Here is a 16155-nt window from a genome sequence, read left to right as displayed (position 1 = left end):
GCATGCACCGGTCGGTGGCGCCGACCGTTCCCTGCAAACGATTACAAGGAGGCCACTCCATGAAGAAGCATCTCACCCTCGCCCTTCTGGGCACTCTCGCCGTCGCTCCCTGCGCCTTTGCCCAGGACGCCGGCACCGGTTCCGCCAGCGGCAAGCACGTCGCCATCGTCGGTGGCGTCGCTCTGAACAATCCGACGGGCGATGCCAATGTCGGGGCGGCACGAACCAATCTGGACGGCGAAGCCGTCGGCACGCTGGGCGCCAGCTGGTTCATCAACGACAACATCGCGATCGAAGGCTGGGGCGCCAGCAAGGCCGGTTATCGCATGACCACGGCGAACGGCAAGGTCGGCAGCGTCGATGCGCAGCCGTATGCACTGAGCGGCCAGTACCACTTCGGCTCGCCGGACAAGACGGTGCGTCCGTTCGTGGGCCTGGGCTACTACCAGATGAACTACGACGACGAGTCCGCACAGGCCGGCGCGGCGCTGTCGGGCCATCGCATCGGCGTGGACACCGCGCAGGGCCCGATGGCCACGGTGGGCGCGGACGTCAACCTCGGCGAGCACTGGTTCGCCCGCGGTGACGTGCGCTACCTGCACGGCAACTCGGATCTTTCGGTCGACGGCGTCAAGGCCGGCGAAGTGAAGGCGAATCCGGTAGTGGTCGGCGTCGGTATCGGCACGCGCTGGTAACAGCTCGCGACAGCGGGAACGGAGCGGGCCCTTCGGGGCCCGTTCTGTTTGGCGCATGGATTCACGCGTCGTCCGTCGCGCGGCCGCTAGCCTGCAGGTCAACCACGGGAGTGCCGCGATGACGACGAAACTCGACGGGCCGTTGCGTCGCGAACTCGACGTCGGCGGGCAGGCCTACACGCTCACCATCGACAAGGACGGGCTGCGGCTTGTGCAGAAGGGCCGTCGCAAAGGCCTCGACCTGCAATGGAAGGCGCTGCTCAGCGGCGACGCCGGGCTCGCCGCCGCGCTGCAGGGCAGCGTCGCGAACCTCAGGAACTGAGCGATGCCCGAAGGCCCCTCACTCGTCATCCTGCGCGAAGCCACCGAGTCGCTGGTCGGGCTCAAGGTGCTCGAAGCCACTGGCAACACCAAGCAACCGCTCGAACGCCTGCCCGGCTCGCGGCTGCGCGCGATTCGTACCTGGGGCAAGCATTTCCTGCTGGATTTCGGCGATTTCTCGATCCGCATCCACATGCTGATGTTCGGCAGCTATGCGATCGACGAACGCAAGGAAGAAAAGACGCCGCGGCTGTCGTTGCGCTTCACCCGCAAGCGCGAGCTGAACTTCTATTCGTGCTCGGTGCGCTACATCGAGGAACCGCTGGACGAGGCCTACGACTTCACCGCCGATGTCATGGCGGACGAATGGGACCCCAAGGCGGCGCGTCGCAAGCTCAAGGACATGCCGAACACGATCTGCGCGGATGCGCTGCTCGAGCAGGACGTATTCGCCGGCGTCGGCAACATCATCAAGAACGAGGTGCTGCACCGCATCCGCGTGCATCCCGCGACGCGCGTGGGCGACCTGCCGCCGCGCAAGCTCGGCGACATGATCCGCGAGGCGCGCGACTACAGCTTCGACTTCTACGAATGGAAGAAGGAGTTCACCCTACGCAAGCACTGGCAGGTGCACGCGAAGAAGACCTGCCCGCGCGATGACACGCCGCTGAGCTTCGAGCGCCATCTCGGCGTCAAAAAACGCCGCGCGTTCTGGTGCGATACCTGCCAGAAGCTCTACGGCGACACGGTGTACGTGCCGTCGCCACCGACGAAACCGGCTTCGAAGCGGTCGACGAAGTCCGCCCCGAAGCCGGCCAAACGCGTCAGTCGCCGATGATGCGCAGACCGAAGATCAGCTGAGCCGACTGCACGCCGCGCACCGAGCCGCTGACGTTGAGGCGCACGGTCGTCGGCTTCTTGAAGAACTCGTTCACCTGCGCATCGGTCAGGCCGAACGTGTCGGTCAGCGTACGGCGATTGATGAAGCCGGCGATGCAGACCGCGGAATCGCGATAGCGCTCGCTGATCGTGGTTCCCGGCGGCAGCGGCACCTGGTACATCTCCGAGGACGTCATGCTCGAGGTCAGGTGGCCGTTGAAGGGCAGGCCCGTGGTCGGATCGATCAATGACGGATCCGCGAGCACCGGGTTCTCGATGGTGAGCGTCGGGTTGTAGCGCAGCTGCGACACCGCATTCGTCGCGCCCGGATTGGTATAGGTGACGTTGATGAAGGGCGAGAACCAGTAGCACATCAGCGACTTCGTGGCCTTGCCGGGCAGCGCGATGTGCGCAATGTCGGTGAGTGCGAAATTCGTGTTGACCGTGGTGCTGGTGATGGGCGTGCACGGATCGGTGCTGGCCGGATCGCACGCGGTATCGAGCGTGACCACGCCCTGCGTCAGGCCCAGCCACGTCAGGTTGCGACCGAACGAATCGACATCGCCGACGTCATCGACGCTGACCGCCGCAGCGGACATGGTCGGCGTGGCGACGCTCTTGTTTCCGCGCGTCATGCGCAGTGCCTGCTTGCTGGGCAGCAGGTCCAGCCCGCGCGGTTCTACCGACCGACGCGTGGCGGCACCCGCCTGCTGCGCGGCGAGCACGCCCGCGAGTACGAGTGCCAGCGAAACCGTTGTCGTGATGCGAGCCATTACATCCCCTCCGTGAGTTGTGGTGCGCGGAGGATGAACCTGTGACGGCGCGCACAAGAGGCCGCCTGTCGGCTTCACGGGGTCGTAACGATTTCGACTTCAGTGGCGCGCACGCGTTCGCGTCGCAGCAGGTAGAGCCCGCTGCCGACGATGATGGCGGCGCCGAGCCAGGTCATCGCATCGGGCAGCACGCCCCAGATCGCGACGTCGAGCAGTACGCCCCAGACGAGTGCGGTGTATTCCAGTGGCGCGATGAGCGAGGCCTCGCCGAGCCGGAATGCTTCGGTGACCGCGTACTGGCCGATGCTGCCGGCGACCCCGATGCCAACGAGCACCGCGACGTCCGCGCCGCGCACGGGATGCCAGTCGGGCAATGCGAACGCACCTGCGCCGACTGCCATCAACATGAGCAGCCAGACCATCATCGCCTGCGTGCTGTCGGTGCGCGCCAGCACGCGCACGCTGATCGCGCTGACGGCGTACATCGTCGCGGCGAGCAATACCGCGAGCGCCGCAGTGCTGACGAGGCCGTCGCCGGTCGGTCGGAGCAGCACCAGCGTTCCGAGCAGGCCGATCGCGATCGCGGTCCAGCGTCGCGGCCCAACCTTCTCGCGCAGGATCGGCACGGACAACGCGGTGACGATCAACGGCGCGACGAAGAAGATCGAATACGCCGTCGACAGCGGCAACGTTTTCAGCGCATAGACGAATGACGCCATCATCGCCACGCCCATCGCGCCGCGCAGCAGGTGCAGCGGCCAGCGCACGCGCAGCAAGGGCGCGATGCCGCCGCGATGCAGCGCCCACGCCAGCACGAACGGCAGCGACGCCGCACCACGCAAGGCCGCGACTTCGAACGCCGGGTAATGCGCGCTGAGATGCTTCAGGCCCGCGTCCATCAGCGAAAAGCTGGCGACGGCGGCAAGCATCATCAGCACGGCGCGGGACGGACGGCTCGACATCGACGGCTCCGAAGCGGAAGCGGCACGATGCGTGGCTAGACGCCGGCGCGCAACCTCGCGAAGCGCCGCAGCCGCGCACGCAGCACCAGCGCATGCGCGAGCGGATAACCGCCGAGCAGCCCGCCGAGCATCGGCAACGTGGTGTGCATCGATGCGGGCAGCACCGTCAGCCCGCCGGCGGCCGACAGCAGCGCGCGTGCGAGCACCGCGGTCGCGAGCAATGCCATGAAGAGCCGGTGCGGACGTGCTTCGACGAAGCGCCCACCGCGGCGCAGCTCGGTGGTGAAACCCGCGCCGGCGCCCAATACGAGTCCGACGCCCAGCCCCGCCGCGAGCGCGGTCACCGAATCCGGATGACGCCACGCCGCGACGGCGAACGCGACCAGCAGCGCGACGACGAGCAACACCGCCCGCAGCATCAGCGGCGGGCCGAACACCGGCTGCCAGACCGGGCGACGGAACGGGCGTCGCACCAGACCGACGACGCCTAGCACGACGCCCAGCGCCATCACCGCGACCAGCGCCGCGAGTGCGATCAGCAGCGGCACGGCGGCGCGGTGACGGCGGGAAACGGGGCGATCGATCGTGTCATCGCACGAGCATCGCGCAGCGGCCGTCGTCGCCACGCGACCGCTGCGCTAACCTGTCGCCGTTTTCACGGGAATCCGCCATGCCTTCGTTCGATATCGTTTCGGAAGTCGACGCCCACGAGCTCACCAATGCCGTCGACCAGGCCAACCGCGAGCTGACAACGCGCTTCGACTTCAAGGGCGTCGATGCGACGTTCGAGCTCGAAGACCAGAACATCAACATGTCGGCGCCGAGCGACTTCCAGCTCAAGCAGCTCAGCGACATCCTGCGCGCACGGCTGATCGCACGCGGCATCGATGCGCGCTGCCTCGAGTTCAAGGACGTGCTGGTGAACGTCGCCGGCGCGCGGCAGACGGTGGCGGTCAAGCAGGGCATCGAGCGCGAACTCGCGAAGAAGATCCAGACGACCATCAAGGACGCCAAGCTCAAGGTCGACAGCCAGATCAACGGCGAGAAGCTGCGCGTGACCGGCAAGAAGCGCGACGACCTGCAGGCGGCGATGGCGCTGGTGCGCGCCGCCGAGTTCGAGCGCCCGCTGCAGTTCGACAACTTCCGCGACTGAGTGGACGCAGAGCCCGTCGAGATCGCCGCGACGCGCCGCTGGCTGGAGCGCGCGGTGATCGGGCTGAATCTCTGTCCGTTCGCGAAGGCGGTGCACGTCAAACGGCAGATCCGCTTCGTGCTCAGCGACGCGCGCGATACCGACGCGCTGCGCGGCGAACTCGAACGCGAACTTCAGCACCTGCACGCCACGCCGGCCGACGAGATCGACACCACGCTGATCGTACATCCGCGCGTGCTGCAGGATTTCCTCGACTACAACGCCTTCCTCGCCGTCGCCGATCGCGCGGTGCGCAGGCTTGGGCTGGAAGGCGAGATTCAGGTCGCGAGCTTCCATCCGGACTACGTGTTCGCCGGCGAGCCGGACGACGACGCATCCAACTGCACCAACCGCACGCCCTACCCCACGCTGCACCTGCTGCGCGAGGCAAGCATCGATCGCGCGGTCGCCGCGTATCCCGATCCGGACGTGATCGTCGAGCGGAACATCGCGACGATGCGGCGACTGGGCGTCGACGGATTTCGTCGGCTGCTGGAACCCTGATGTAAATTTTTCTTGACATCGCTCGGCGACGCGCCCAACCTCCACATGTAAGGTTTTTCATACATCAGGAGATGCCGCCATGCCGATGTCGTTCCGCGAGAAATCTCAGTGGGTCGTGCTCATTGCGCTGCTGCTGGTCTACGTACCCTACTTCGCGCGCGCTCTGCCGGGCCATGGCGCGGACGTGGCGCCGTCTGACGTCGCGCGGTTCGTCGGCGCGGTCATCGTCATGGTGCTTCTGCAGGTTGTTGGCCACGTCATGCTCGCCGTCGCCAACCGTCGCGATCTCGCCCACGGCGTGCAGCGCGACGAGCGCGACCGGCTGATCGATCAGCGCGCCGGCCGCATCGCCCTGCATGTGCTGTCGGTCGGCGTGTTCGCCACGCTGTGCGCCGCGCTGCTGGTGCGCGGCAACTTCGTCGTCGTGCACGTGCTGTTCGGCTTCTGGGTGCTGTCGCAGGCCATCGAACTGACGACGCGAATCGCGCTCTATCGCCGGGGCGTGTGATGGGCAAATCGACGCGACGCCTGACCAATCGCCTGAAGCAGTTGCGGCTGGACGCGGGGATCACCCAGCAGGATCTCGCGGACGCCGCGGGCATCACGCGGCAAACCGTTATTGCCATCGAAGGCGAAAAGTATTCGCCGTCGCTGGAAGTCGCGTTCCTGATCGCGGAGGCGCTGAATGCCGCGATCGACGACGTGTTCCAGCTGCAGGCGCGCGCCGGCTAAGCGGATCGACGCATCAACGCGCGAAGATCGCGTCGATGTCGGCAGTCGTCATGTCGCGCCATTGCCCGGATGGCAGCGCGCCGAGGTCGAGCGCACCGATGCGCGAGCGATGCAACGCGTCGACATGATTGCCGACCGCCGCGAACATGCGGCGCACCTGGTGGTAGCGGCCTTCGGTGATGGTCAGGCGCGCATGGCGTGCATCGATCACTTCGAGCGCGGCCGGTGCCAGCGGCGTGGTTTCGTTCTCCAGCATCATCGTGCCGCTGGCGAACAACTCGGCTTCGTCACCGCGAAGATCGCTGGCGAGTGTGGCCTCGTACACCTTCGGCACGTGGTGCTTCGGCGAGATGATTCGGTGCAGCAGCGCGCCGTCGTCGGTCATCAACAGCAGGCCGCTGGTGTCGCGATCGAGCCGGCCGACGGTGGACAGGATCGGATCGCGCACGCGGAAGCGCGGCGGCAGCAGGTCGTAGACGAGGCGGCCGGTGTCCTTGGTCGAACAGGTGTAGCCGGCGGGCTTGTGCAGCATCAGCGCGAGGCCGGGCGGCGGATCCAGCGGTTCGCCGTCGAAGCGCACGTCGCGCGGATCACGTACGTCATCGGCGTAAAGCACGTCGCCGGCGGCATCGGTGATGCGGCCCTCGCGGAACATCTGCTGCACCTGTCGGCGCGAGCCGTAGCCGAGGTTGGCGATGAGTCGCAGCAGTTTCATCGACGCGCCTCGAACGCCTTGAAGCCGCGGGCGTCGGCGAGCACGCGCACCTCGCGGAACAGCGATGTCAGCGTGGCTTCGTAGGGCAGGTGGCGATTGGCGACCATGAAGAACCGTCCACCGGGATTCAGCGCGGCCGCGGCGACTTCGATGAAGCGTCGGCCCAGGTCGGGGCGATCCATGCGGTCGTCGGCATGGAACGGCGGATTGCTGACGATCACGTGGAAGCGACCGTCGATGCCGGCGGTGACGTCGGCCCAGTGCGTGTCGATGGCGACACGCGGTGCGAAGCGCGCGAGGTTGTGCGCGAGCAGCGGCAGCGCGCGACGTTGTGCCTCGAACGCATCGAGCGCGATGACGCCGGGGTTACGCGACAGCAGCTCGATCGCGAGATAACCCCAGCCCGCGCCGAGATCCGCCGCGCGTCCGGCAAGATCCGCCGGCAGATGCGCGGCCAGCAAAGCGGACGCCGGATCCACGCGATCCCATGCGAACAGGCCGGGGCGACTGAGAACATCACCGCCAAGGATCGGACGTGGCGCGTCGAGCGCGAGCCAGTCATCGATCACGGACGACACGGCGCGACCGGGCTCTGTCCACACGACGCGACACTTGTGCTTGCTGAGCACGCTGACCTCGCCGCCGACCGCAGCGAGGTCGTCCTGCATCGAACGCGCGCCGGCATTGTTGGCGGCGCACGCGACGACGCGCCCCGTGTCGCCGGCCAGCTTCATCGCGCGCGCCAGCATTGCGCGCGCCTGTTCGCGCTGGCGCGGCGGCAGCACGAGAAGCAATGGAAACGTGGCGGGCGGCATGAAGTCTTCCGCAGCAATGTCGAAACCATTGCGCTCCAGCGCCGCGGCGGGCGGGCGGTAGTCCTGCTCGCAGGCGATGCCCGCGTACGCCCAGCGCTGCAAGGCCGGGCCCGGTCGCGCGCCGAGGAAGGCGGCACCGGTCGGCGGCGGCAATTGGCCGTCGTCGAAGGGAAGGAACAGGGCGTCGAGGGCCGGATCGGTCTGCACGGCGTGTCGGATTGCGGGGGCGCGACAGTCTAGGGCCTCGCCCATTGCCGCGGCCGCAACGCCCGCTTCATCGCATGCGAACACGAGTCGGACCAGTCTGGTCGCAACCCATCCATCCGGAGGCGACATGATCCGTGCACTCTTCGTCGGCGGCGTAGTGGACAACAGCGAGATGGACCTGGACGGTCCGCAGCCACCGAAGCATTACCCGGAGAACACGGGCGGGGGCGCGTCGCGTTACAGCCTTCGGCAGGTGGGAACGACCGAAGACCGCGTCGTCTATGCGGTGTACGGCGCACCGGATGTCGACGATGGCTTCGTCGAGCGTGTCGCCGATGAGCGCGACTACGCCCGGCGCTTCGCCGCGCGGGCGCAGACGGTGCACTGACTCTGCGGCGTTACTGCGCGAGCAGCGGATACGGATTGATCGGCGTCGACTTCCACCACTGCTTCTCGGGGCCGAGGTCGCCGACACTGAAGTGCAGGTGCGGCGCTTCGGGGCTGGCGTCGCCCGTGCTGCCGACATAGCCGATCACCTGGCCCTGCTTCAGCGCCTGACCTTCGGCGAGACCCGCGGCATAGCCCTGCAGGTGTGCGTAGTAGTAGACGCGCTGTCCGTCGGGGCCGAACTCGTAGATCGTCAGGCCGCCGAGCTTGCTGGTGAACAGCTTGGCGACGGTGCCGTCGATCGCGGCGAATACCGGCGTCCCGGCGGGCGCCATGATGTCGATGGCCTCGTGCACGCGGCCCGCGGCGCGGCTCTGCGTGTAGGTATCGACCAGTTGCGTGCGCGCCACGCCGGAGACCGGAATGATCAGGCCGCTGCCGGTGACGACGGGTGCGGCGGCGGGCGTGATCGGTGCGACCGTTGGCGGCGCCGGCGTCGTCGATGCGACCGGCGCTGCGGGCGTGGTCATCGCGGGCGTCGCGGTACCTGCCGGCGTCGACACAGCAACAGGCGTCACCGGGCACGGCGCAGCGTTGGAACGCGCGTAGTACCAGGCAACGTTCGCGCCGAGTAGCGCGCCGATGGCGAACACGAGCAGGTAACGAAGCATGTGGAGCCTCCTGCCGCTTATCGTGCACAGCGGCTGTTCGCACCCGTGTGAAGCCGCTTCGTTCACCGCGGTTTGGCGCGCCGCCGCCGAGCATGGCGACCTTCAGGAGACCGCCATGCGCATCGCACCCCGCGTCTACACCGCCCAATACGACATCGATCGCCTGCAGGCGATGATCTTCGAGCTGCCCAACGACGAGCACGTCCAGCTCACGCTCGACGACGGCCGCGTGCTCAGTGGCGTAATCGCGGGGCGTCCGATGACCATGCAGTTCTTCGATCCGAACGGCGTCGAAGGTACGAACGGCACCGTGCGCCTCGAGCAACCCGCACTCGAGCATCCCGAGCAGGCGCGCTGGGTGGATCTGTTCCTCGACCAGATCGTCGAAGTGCGCCATCTCGATCGACACGAACTCGCTGCGCGACCGGCCGCTGGCGCAAGCGACAGCGTGCATTCGTCGCGAACGGAATGAACAGGGAACGTTGACGCCTGCTTCACGGAACGACGCAAATCCTCGCCGCCCCCGGTTGGTCCAGAGGCGCGGGATGCTCATGCAGATCCACGGCTCCCAGGCGTCGCGCAACAACGCGCACGTCCATCTCCATACGATGCTCGATCTACTGCCGGCGGGTGCGTGCATCTGCGACGCGCATGGCCGCATCACCCACTGCACGGCGAAGGCGATCGCGTTGTGGGGCTGCCAACCCGACCTCGAAGACGATGCACCGCGCTGGAGCGGAGCCATGCAGCTGTTCGACGAAGACGGCCGACCCATGTCGCACTGCTCGTCGCCGCTCGCGCGCGCGGTGCACGACGGCGTGCCGCACCACGGGCGCCGCGTGCAGCTCGCGCGGCCCGATGGCACGCGTCGCCACGCATTGAGCTACGCGAGCCCGCTGATCGACGACAACGGTGAAGTGACGGGCGGGCTCGACCTGCTGGTCGACGTCACCGAGCAGCACCGCGTCGCACAGGCCGAACGCGAGCGCGTACGGGCGCAGGGCGAGCAACTCGTCGCGCTGGCCTGCGAAATCCGCGCCAGCCTGACGCCGCTGCGTCGCTCCGATCGCGAGGTCGCGACGCCAGCGCTAGACGACCAGCTGCGCCACATCACCCGCCTGGTCGATCGCGTGCTCAACCTCGAGGTCGACGCCGACTAGGCGTCGCGCTTGATTCTGCATCCGGCGCGGCCCACCCTTGGCGCCGCCCGGGCCGCCCGCCCGGAGATCCACTCCGGCCGACCCATGCGAACGACACCCCATCGCGGCGTCCGTGTCCTGCCTCGCGCCCGCGGCGCGCGCGGATCAGGCGCAACTGCGACGCCCGCACGTGTTGCCGCGCACCAATTCGCGCCATGAACAGCACCACCCTCGACCGTTCGCTCGATGCTGCCCTCGAGGGCACATTCGCCGACGCGCCGTTCGGCATCGGCTGCGTCGACACGGCCGCTCAGTGGCTGCATGCCAACACCGCGCTGCGCGCCATCCTCGGCGGCGACACGTTGCCGTCGCTGCGCCAGCTGGCCGGGACGATGCATGCCTCGGCGCTCGACGACCTGCTCGCCGGCCGCCGCGCACGGCTGCGGCTCGAACCCGCGCACGCCGCAGCGCAGCCGGTGCTCGACCTGCTGCGCATGCTCGATGCCGACGGCCGCGTTGCCGGTTTCATCGTGCATGCCGAAGATCTCTCCGCGCAGCGCCGTGCCGCCGCCGAGCGCGATGCCTTCTTCGCGCTGACGCCCGACCTTCTCGCCTTCGTCGACGCGCGCGATCGGCTCGTCGAAGTGAATCCCGCTTGGGAGACGACGCTCGGTTGGCCCGCGCGCGAACTCGTCGGCCATCGCGTCGACGAGTTCGTGCACGAGGACGATCGCGAACGCGTGCTCGCACAACTCGCCGATGTGCGCGGCGGCCTCGCCGATACGACGTTCCGCGGGCGCCTGCGTTCGCGTTACGGCGGTTACCGCTGGATCGAATGGCAGGTGCGCGAGTTCGACGTGGCGCGTCTGTATTGCACCGCGCGCGACGTCACCGACCAGGTGCGCGCGCGCGATTCGCTGCTTCGCCATCGCGACGAACTCGAACGCCGCATCACGCAGCGCACGCACGAACTCGATCGCGCGCTCGCTCGTCTGCAGCTGCATGCGGACAACTCGCCGCTGGCGACGGTCGAATGGGATCGCCAGCTGCGCGTATCGCACTGGTCCCATCGCGCACGCGAAATGTTCGGCTGGCGCGAGGACGAGATCGTCGGCCGCGAACCGTCCACCGCGCCGATGCTGCATCCCGATGACGTTGCGGTCGTCGACGCGGCGATGCAGCGCCTCGCCACGCGCGAGGCCTCGCGCAGCGTGCACACCGTGCGCATGGTCGCGCGCGACGGCCGCACGCGCGTCTGCGAATGGTTCGATTCCGCGCTGTTCGATGCGAGCGGACGCGTCACGTCGATTCTCTCGCTCGTGCAGGACGTCACGGAACGCGAAGCCGCGGCGACGGCCCTGGCCGACAGCGAGGAACGTTTCCGCCTCGCCTTCGAGCAGACCGCGGTCGGCATGGCGCACGTCGCCCTCGATGGGCACTGGCTGCGGATCAACCGCCGACTTGCCGACCTGCTCGGTCGCGACCTCGACGAACTTGTCGGCACCACGCTGCGCGACATCGTGCATCCCGACGATCGCGACGCGGACGCCGCCGACATGGCACGCCTGCTCGCGGGTCATATCGATTCGCTCGATGTCGAAGCACGCCTGCTCTGCGCAAGCGGCAAGACGATCTGGACGCGACGCCAGGTGTCGATCCGTCGCGACGCGACTGGCGCGCCGGTGCACCTCATCCTTGTCGTCGAGGACATCGACGCACGCAAGGCAACCGAGGCCGCGTTGCAGCGCGCGCATGAGGAACTCGAAGCGAAGGTCGCCGAGCGCACCGTCGAACTCGAACGCCTGATGGCCGTACTGGAAGGCCAGGCCCGGCAGGATGCACTGACCGGCCTGCCCAATCGTCGCGGCCTGATGGAGCGCCTGCCGCGCTCGATCGACCGCAGTGCACGCCATGAGGGCGCGATCGTTGCGATGTTCGTCGACCTCGATCGCTTCAAGCATGTCAACGACACGCTCGGCCACGACGCGGGCGACGTGCTGCTGCGCGAATGCGCGCAACGCCTGGTGGCGTCGGTGCGCAAGACGGACATCGTCGCGCGGCTCGGCGGCGACGAGTTCGTGATCGTGCTGGAGAACGTGCGCGATCCCGAAACGCATGCACGCCGCGTCGCCGAGAAGATCCGCCATGCGCTGGCGTTGCCGGTCGATGTGGGCGTCGGACAGATCGCGGTGTCGGCGAGTGTCGGCGTGGTGGTGCAGACCTCGGGGCCGATCACCGCCGACGAGCTGATCGCGCACGCCGATCGCCGCATGTACGCGGCCAAGCATGCGGGCGGCAATGCGGTGCGTATCGAGGACGCGTCCCACTGAAGCGCGACGCGCGTCACCTTTATTCACACCGGCGCAGGTGATTTCCCCCGCTGTGGCGTAACGCACGCATCGCTAAGCTGGCTCGAATTCCGCCTCGCGATGCGCCATGTCCGCTGCCGCCCTGCCTGCCAATGAGCTGTCCCGCCAGTCGCTGCTGGAAGCGCTCGGCATCCTCGACACCGCACCGGAAGACGACTACGACGACATCGTGCGCATCGCCGCGACGGTCTGCCGGGCGCCGACCGCGACCATTTCGCTGGTCGACGCCGACCGCCAGTGGTTCAAGGCGCGCGTCGGCATGGACGATTCGGAAACGCCGCGCGAGATCTCGTTCTGCGCGCACGCCATCCTCGATCCGGACGATCCGCTGATCGTCGAGGACGCCGCGGCGGACCCGCGTTTCTCCGACAACCCACTCGTCACCGAGAACGGCTACCGCTTCTATGCCGGCGCGCCGATCGAAGCGGGCGGCATGCCGATCGGCACCGTCTGCGTGCTCGATCGCGAGCCGCGCAGCCTGACGCAGCAACAGATCGAAGTGCTGCAGGCGCTCGCCCGGCAGGTCGCGCGCATGATCGAACTGCGTCGCGCGAGTCGCCTGCTGAAGCTGTATCTGCGCGAGCGTGAATGGTTCGCCTTGCAACTCGTCCGTCATGAAGCGCTGCTGCAGTCTCATGCGCCGCAGGCCGCGCCGTCCGGCGTGGTCGATCCGCTGACGCGCCTACCGGGCCCGACCGCGTTCGCCGAAGCGCTGGATGCCGAAATCGCCGCGCGTACCGAGGGCGAACTGCAGGTCGCGCGCATCGAGATCGACGACCTCGACAGCTTCGAGGAAATCCACGGTGCCGACGAAACCCGGCGCGTTCTGCTTGAACTCGGCCGACTGCTGAGCGGTGGCGACGTCGCGGAAGGCCGCGTCGCGCGCATCGGCCGCGGGTTCGCGCTGGCGATGCCGATGTCGCTGACCCAGGCGGTCGCGCAATGCGTGCGGTTGTCGGACCATGCCGGCAATCCCGCCTCCGGCGTGCCGGTCACGCTGAGCATCGGGCTTGCGACGGTCGAACCCGGCGAACGCGCGAGCGATGCGCTCGAGTGCGCCGAACATGCGCTGGCGCAGGCACGTGGCGCGGGGGGTGCGCGGGTCGAGGTGCGCTGACCCAACGCCCGAACGACAGGCAAAAAAAAGCCCGGCCGAAGCCGGGCTTTTAATTTGCGACCTGAAGGTCCGCGCGGATTACTCCGGCTGGACGGCTTCGGCCTGCAGGCCCTTCTGACCCTGGGTCACGGTGAAGGAGACCTTCTGGCCTTCCTTCAGCGACTTGAAGCCCTGGGTCTGGATCGCGCGGAAATGCACGAACACGTCTTCGCCATTCTCGCGGCTGATGAAACCGAAGCCCTTAGCGTCGTTGAACCACTTCACAGTGCCGACTTCACGGGACATGTGTAACTCCTTAGAACAATGGATGGTGCCGCGGGAGCGGCGGTAGCGCTGTTCACAAGGAGTGATCTAGCAACGATGGAGCGGATCATCGATCAACAGCATCGGGTCACAGGTCACGGTGACCCCTGGAGCAGCGGGGCTACCGTAGAGCGTGTAGCCACCAATTGCAACGTCCGTCTGTCGCTTCTTCAGTCGGGCGGGCGAAGCGGCATCGCCTATGACGTGGCCGCTTGCGCCAGCGCGGGGTCGAGCAGCAGCCAGCACTCGGCCTCCTGTTCATTTCGAAATACCCGGCCGACGAGGCCGGCGTCCAAGGCCCGCGCCTCGGCCGCGACCAGCAGGCCTGCGTTCTCGGTGGCGTCGACATAAGCGACCCGGATGTCCCGGAAACCCATGCCGATCAGGACTTCCACGACCTCGGCCATCTCGGCCGGCACCGCGTTCCCGAGCAGCGCCTCGACCACCATCAGCCGCTGGACGCCGCGCGCGCGGCACTCGGCCTCGATCTGCATCCAGTACGCGATCGACACCTCGAAAGTGTCTTCCGGGCCGTCGACGCGGGCCAGCAGGTAGTGCTCGCGTGGCTCGAACCGGAGCGTGAAGGGCGGCGTCTCGTTCATCCGCCCAAGCCTACCGGCAGGCGATTTGCGCACGCGCGGGCGGTTGGTCACGGTCGGCTGCGATAATGCCGCCCCGCTCCGCCCGACCCGATCGACCATGACCGACACGTTCCCCGACCGCCTCGCCACGGACCCGCGCAGCCCCTTCCACGACGCCGCCCTGCTCGAGCGCGGCATCGGCATCCGCTTCAACGGCAAGGAGCGCAATGACGTCGAGGAGTACTGCGTGAGCGAAGGCTGGATCCGCATCGCCGCCGGCAAGGCGCGCGATCGCCGCGGTCAGCCGATGACGCTGAAGCTGCGCGGCGCCGTCGAGCCGTTCGCACTGCTGCCCGACGCCGCCTCGGACGCCGACGCCGGCTGACGCACCCGTGCCGCGCGCGATCTCCGGATCGCCACGCGGCGCACGCTTCGCGCGGTTCACCGTCGACGAACGCGGCCGATATCGCGGGGGTCTTCCCCCGATCGCCGCGCATGACCCAGCTCACCGACGACCAGGCTCGCGACTACATGCACAAGCTCCTGGCCGCCATGGCGAATGCCGGCGGCTCGGACCTGTTCATCGCGCACGACTTCCCGCCCAGCATGAAGTCGAACGGCCAGATGACGCCGCTGAGCCCGCAGAAGCTCACCGGCGCGGTGACGCAGCAGCTCGCGCGTTCGCTGATGAACGACAAGCAGCGCGCGGAGTTCGCCGAACAGTTCGAATGCAACTTCGCGATCGTCGTGCCCGGCGTGTCGCGCTTCCGCGTCAACGTGTTCATGCAGCAGGGCCATGTCGGCATGGTGCTGCGCACGATCGCCGCGGAGATCCCGAACTTCGAGAAGCTGCGCCTGCCCGAGGTGCTGAAAGAGCTCGTGCTCGCCAAGCGCGGGCTGATCCTGCTCGTGGGCGGCACCGGGTCGGGCAAATCGACCTCGCTCGCGGCGATGCTCGACCACCGCAACCGCACCACGGCCGGCCACATCATCACGGTCGAGGATCCGGTCGAGTACGCGCATTCGTCGCAGAAGTCGCTGGTGACGCATCGCGAAGTCGGCGTCGACACGCACAGCTGGCACCACGCGCTGAAGAACACGTTGCGACAGGCGCCGGACGTGATCCTGATCGGGGAGATCCGCGATGCGGAGACGATGGAGCATGCGATCGCATTTGCCGAAACAGGACATCTCTGCCTGTCCACCCTGCACGCCAACAGCGCGTCGCAGACGATGGAACGCATCATCAACTTCTTCCCGGAAGAGCGCCGCACCCAGCTGCTGATGGACCTGTCGGCCAACCTGCGCGCGATCGTGTCGCAGCGCCTGGTGCGCACGGAAGACGGCAAGGGGCGCGCAGCGGCGATCGAGATCCTGATCAACACGCCGACGATCGCCGAGAAGATCTTCAAGGGCGAGTTCAACGAGCTCAAGGGGATCATGAACAAGTCGCGCGAGCTCGGCATGCGCACGTTCGACTGGGCGTTGTTCGAGCTCTACAACGACGGCCTGATCTCGTACGACGAAGCGATCCGCAACGCCGATTCGGCCAACGAGCTGCGGCTCAACATCAAGCTCAAGAGTCGACGCGGTGAACCTGCGAACGCGGCGGGACTTTCGCTGTCGCTGCACGCGGCGCCGAGCGCGGACGAAGCCGAAGCGATCCGTCGCGAAGAGCTTCGCAAGCAACAGGAAAAGCGCGAGCAGATCGAGCTGGAACGCATGCAGCTCGAGAAAGCCGCCGCACGCACCTGACGTTCCGTCGCGGCAATAATGGCGGCCCGACCGGAGCC

The 16155-nt window shown here is 67.6% G+C and carries 22 protein-coding genes; 14 read left to right on the top strand and 8 right to left on the bottom strand.

All coding sequences use genetic code 11. From position 1 onward, the window contains the following. The first annotated feature begins 59 nt into the window (after window positions 1-59). The 3 genes from ACVWZN_RS15195 to ACVWZN_RS15185 all read left to right on the top strand — a co-directional run bounded on the left by ACVWZN_RS15195 (window position 60) and on the right by ACVWZN_RS15185 (window position 1854). Window positions 60-695: an OmpW/AlkL family protein gene (locus tag ACVWZN_RS15195; RefSeq protein ID WP_456954545.1), complete on the top strand. Its 636-nt coding sequence runs from the start codon at window positions 60-62 to the stop codon at window positions 693-695. Between the two features lie 118 nt (window positions 696-813). Continuing rightward, the gene (locus ACVWZN_RS15190) at window positions 814-1017 is read left to right on the top strand and encodes a hypothetical protein (RefSeq protein ID WP_027083861.1); all 204 of its coding nucleotides are present in this window, start codon (window positions 814-816) and stop codon (window positions 1015-1017) included. 3 nt (window positions 1018-1020) lie between these two features. Next, on the top strand, window positions 1021-1854 hold the full coding sequence (locus ACVWZN_RS15185; RefSeq protein ID WP_456954544.1) for a DNA-formamidopyrimidine glycosylase family protein: 834 nt from the start codon (window positions 1021-1023) through the stop codon (window positions 1852-1854). Here the strand turns inward: ACVWZN_RS15185 and ACVWZN_RS15180 are convergent. From ACVWZN_RS15180 to ACVWZN_RS15170, 3 genes are all read right to left on the bottom strand, one after another. Beyond that, the gene (locus tag ACVWZN_RS15180) at window positions 1841-2668 is read right to left on the bottom strand and encodes a hypothetical protein (protein ID WP_456954543.1); all 828 of its coding nucleotides are present in this window, start codon (window positions 2666-2668) and stop codon (window positions 1841-1843) included. The genes ACVWZN_RS15185 and ACVWZN_RS15180 overlap by 14 nt on opposite strands. 74 nt (window positions 2669-2742) lie before the next feature. Further along, window positions 2743-3630, bottom strand: a complete 888-nt coding sequence (locus ACVWZN_RS15175) for a DMT family transporter (protein ID WP_456954542.1) — start codon at window positions 3628-3630, stop codon at window positions 2743-2745. A 35-nt stretch (window positions 3631-3665) separates the two neighbouring features. Further along, the gene (locus ACVWZN_RS15170; RefSeq protein WP_456954541.1) at window positions 3666-4178 is read right to left on the bottom strand and encodes a hypothetical protein; all 513 of its coding nucleotides are present in this window, start codon (window positions 4176-4178) and stop codon (window positions 3666-3668) included. Window positions 4179-4300: 122 nt separating this feature from the next. Between ACVWZN_RS15170 and ACVWZN_RS15165 the strand changes: the two genes are divergently transcribed. From ACVWZN_RS15165 to ACVWZN_RS15150, 4 genes are all read left to right on the top strand, one after another. Beyond that, a complete protein-coding gene (locus tag ACVWZN_RS15165) occupies window positions 4301-4783 on the top strand; it encodes a YajQ family cyclic di-GMP-binding protein (protein ID WP_456954540.1) in 483 nt (160 codons plus the stop codon). Beyond that, window positions 4784-5326, top strand: coding sequence for a DUF1415 domain-containing protein (locus tag ACVWZN_RS15160; protein WP_456954539.1), 543 nt, complete (start codon window positions 4784-4786; stop codon window positions 5324-5326). 79 nt (window positions 5327-5405) lie between these two features. Further along, the gene (locus tag ACVWZN_RS15155) at window positions 5406-5834 is read left to right on the top strand and encodes a DUF2178 domain-containing protein (RefSeq protein ID WP_456954538.1); all 429 of its coding nucleotides are present in this window, start codon (window positions 5406-5408) and stop codon (window positions 5832-5834) included. Beyond that, the gene (locus ACVWZN_RS15150) at window positions 5834-6058 is read left to right on the top strand and encodes a helix-turn-helix transcriptional regulator (RefSeq protein ID WP_456954537.1); all 225 of its coding nucleotides are present in this window, start codon (window positions 5834-5836) and stop codon (window positions 6056-6058) included. The genes ACVWZN_RS15155 and ACVWZN_RS15150 overlap by 1 nt, the downstream gene beginning before the upstream one ends. A 13-nt stretch (window positions 6059-6071) precedes the next feature. On the opposite strand, the gene ACVWZN_RS15145 is transcribed toward ACVWZN_RS15150, so the two are convergent. Together ACVWZN_RS15145 and ACVWZN_RS15140 are read right to left on the bottom strand one after the other, a co-directional pair. Next, window positions 6072-6773: a pseudouridine synthase gene (locus ACVWZN_RS15145; protein WP_456954536.1), complete on the bottom strand. Its 702-nt coding sequence runs from the start codon at window positions 6771-6773 to the stop codon at window positions 6072-6074. Then, entirely contained in the window at window positions 6770-7840 is a 1071-nt protein-coding gene (locus ACVWZN_RS15140; protein ID WP_456954535.1) for a class I SAM-dependent methyltransferase, read from the bottom strand. Before ACVWZN_RS15140 ends, ACVWZN_RS15145 begins: the two co-directional genes overlap by 4 nt. 85 nt (window positions 7841-7925) lie before the next feature. Between ACVWZN_RS15140 and ACVWZN_RS15135 the strand changes: the two genes are divergently transcribed. Continuing rightward, entirely contained in the window at window positions 7926-8183 is a 258-nt protein-coding gene (locus ACVWZN_RS15135) for a hypothetical protein (protein ID WP_456954785.1), read from the top strand. A gap of 10 nt (window positions 8184-8193) precedes the next feature. Here ACVWZN_RS15135 and ACVWZN_RS15130 read toward each other — a convergent pair whose 3' ends face one another. Further along, entirely contained in the window at window positions 8194-8853 is a 660-nt protein-coding gene (locus tag ACVWZN_RS15130; RefSeq protein WP_456954534.1) for a M23 family metallopeptidase, read from the bottom strand. Window positions 8854-8968: 115 nt separating this feature from the next. Here ACVWZN_RS15130 and ACVWZN_RS15125 point away from each other — a divergent pair, with 115 nt between their 5' ends. From ACVWZN_RS15125 to ACVWZN_RS15110, 4 genes are all read left to right on the top strand, one after another. Next, window positions 8969-9325: a DUF3247 family protein gene (locus ACVWZN_RS15125; protein WP_051235540.1), complete on the top strand. Its 357-nt coding sequence runs from the start codon at window positions 8969-8971 to the stop codon at window positions 9323-9325. 73 nt (window positions 9326-9398) lie between these two features. Next, entirely contained in the window at window positions 9399-10013 is a 615-nt protein-coding gene (locus ACVWZN_RS15120; protein ID WP_456954533.1) for a PAS domain-containing protein, read from the top strand. A gap of 194 nt (window positions 10014-10207) precedes the next feature. Continuing rightward, entirely contained in the window at window positions 10208-12322 is a 2115-nt protein-coding gene (locus ACVWZN_RS15115) for a PAS domain S-box protein (protein WP_456954532.1), read from the top strand. Between the two features lie 106 nt (window positions 12323-12428). After that, window positions 12429-13478, top strand: a complete 1050-nt coding sequence (locus ACVWZN_RS15110) for a GAF domain-containing protein (RefSeq protein ID WP_456954531.1) — start codon at window positions 12429-12431, stop codon at window positions 13476-13478. A 78-nt stretch (window positions 13479-13556) separates the two neighbouring features. Here the strand turns inward: ACVWZN_RS15110 and ACVWZN_RS15105 are convergent, their stop codons facing one another. Together ACVWZN_RS15105 and ACVWZN_RS15100 are read right to left on the bottom strand one after the other, a co-directional pair. Beyond that, window positions 13557-13763 carry a cold-shock protein gene (locus ACVWZN_RS15105; protein WP_027083876.1) on the bottom strand — a complete coding sequence of 69 codons (207 nt, stop codon included), beginning with the start codon at window positions 13761-13763 and terminating at the stop codon, window positions 13557-13559. 215 nt (window positions 13764-13978) lie between these two features. Then, window positions 13979-14383 (bottom strand): hypothetical protein, encoded by a 405-nt coding sequence (locus ACVWZN_RS15100; RefSeq protein ID WP_456954530.1) that lies wholly within the window; start codon window positions 14381-14383, stop codon window positions 13979-13981. Between the two features lie 97 nt (window positions 14384-14480). Between ACVWZN_RS15100 and ACVWZN_RS15095 the strand changes: the two genes are divergently transcribed. Both ACVWZN_RS15095 and ACVWZN_RS15090 read left to right on the top strand, forming a co-directional pair. Next, window positions 14481-14747 (top strand): DUF3297 family protein, encoded by a 267-nt coding sequence (locus tag ACVWZN_RS15095; RefSeq protein ID WP_456954529.1) that lies wholly within the window; start codon window positions 14481-14483, stop codon window positions 14745-14747. Between the two features lie 110 nt (window positions 14748-14857). Then, window positions 14858-16117 (top strand): PilT/PilU family type 4a pilus ATPase, encoded by a 1260-nt coding sequence (locus tag ACVWZN_RS15090; RefSeq protein WP_456954528.1) that lies wholly within the window; start codon window positions 14858-14860, stop codon window positions 16115-16117. The last annotated feature ends 38 nt before the right edge of the window (window positions 16118-16155 follow it).

The sequence above is a fragment of the Lysobacter sp. HA35 genome (assembly GCF_054061195.1).
The sequence above is the reverse complement of the archived record's forward strand: the minus strand, read 5'-3'. Positions and strand labels throughout refer to the sequence as shown.